A 1,263-nucleotide genomic window follows, 5' to 3' on the forward strand; every position below is an offset into this window, starting at 1 on the left:
GGTAGATGGTGTTGGTGAGGTGGCGTTTGAGTGCGCGTAGTGCGGCTTTGCTGCTGGCGTGGGGACGTTGTCCGGTCCATCGTTGGCGGTAGTCGCGGGCGGGTTGGTGGTGGGCAAGCTGGGTGATCGCGATCCGGTGCAGGCAGGTGTTGAGCTGGCGGTTGCCGCCGCGGTTGAGCCGGTATTGCGGCCGGTTGCCGGACCAGACGGGAATGGGTGCGGTGCCGGCGTGCATGGCGTAGGCCGCTGCTGATCGGAACCGGGTGATCCCGGCGGTCTCCCCGATGATCTTCGCGGCGGTGACCACGCTGATTCCGACGATGGCCAGCAATGAGGGTGCCAGCTCGGTGACCTGCCGGGACAGCTGGTGTTCCAGCTCGGTGATCTGATCGCCCAGGGCGGTGATCTCGGCGGTCAGGTCCAGGGCCAGGTCACGGCGGACACCGACCGGCAGCGCGGCCAGCGCGGTGGTCAGGGCGGCCAGCCGCCGGGGCCCGGTCAGGGAGGCTTTGCCGGGGTCGAGGGCGGGGTCCAGGTCGTGCAGGTGCCAGCGCAGCTGGTTGATCGCCGCGGTGCGGCGGGTGATCAGGTGTTCGCGGCGGTCGGTCAGCAGCCGCAGGTCGAGGGCGGCGGGGTCCAGGTGGGCGGCGGGCAGGCCGGGTTCGCGCAGGGCGGCGCGGGCGATGGCCAGGGCGTCGATCGGGTCGGACTTGCCGCGGGTGCGGGCACTGGCGCGGGTGCGGGCCATCAGCTTCGGCGGGACCCAGACCACGGTGGCGCCGTGCCCGATCAGGGTGCGGACCAGCCGCCCGGCGATGCCACGGCCGTCTTCGACCGCCCACTGCGGCCGGGAACTGAGGGCCGAGGCCCAGGTGCGGAGCCGCAGGAGCCCATCGGGGGTGGCGGGCACGGTCTGCTGAGCGAGTTTGCGGCCGGTCTGGTCGACCGCGACGGCGGTGTGGCTGGACTTGTGCGGATCAATCCCGATGACCACCATGGGCGAGGTACGTGTCCTTCCCTTTGACCGGAGACATGTGCGATGTTCCGGGCCGGGCTGGTCGGACACGCCTCAGTCGAGGTGGATGGCGTTTGCCCACGCTTCTATCAGGTCAGGCCAGCCCGGCCCGGGCCTTGATCACGCAGGACAGTTCATTCACAAGCCACCACGAGCAACGTCATTCCGAGTCACCACATGACCAAGACCGGACCCTAACCGCACCAAGTACGGCACCACCAACCCTGACACTGAGAGTCATTCGCGAC

General features: G+C 69.6%; 1 protein-coding gene. It reads right to left on the minus strand.

Annotated features, from left to right (window positions below; translation table 11 throughout):
• On the minus strand, window positions 1-997 hold a 997-nt coding region (locus ACWDN5_RS46790), incomplete at its 3' end, for an IS110 family transposase (RefSeq protein ID WP_449680798.1).
• Window positions 998-1,263 lie beyond the last annotated feature (266 nt).

Source organism: Amycolatopsis sp. NPDC003731, assembly GCF_053586895.1.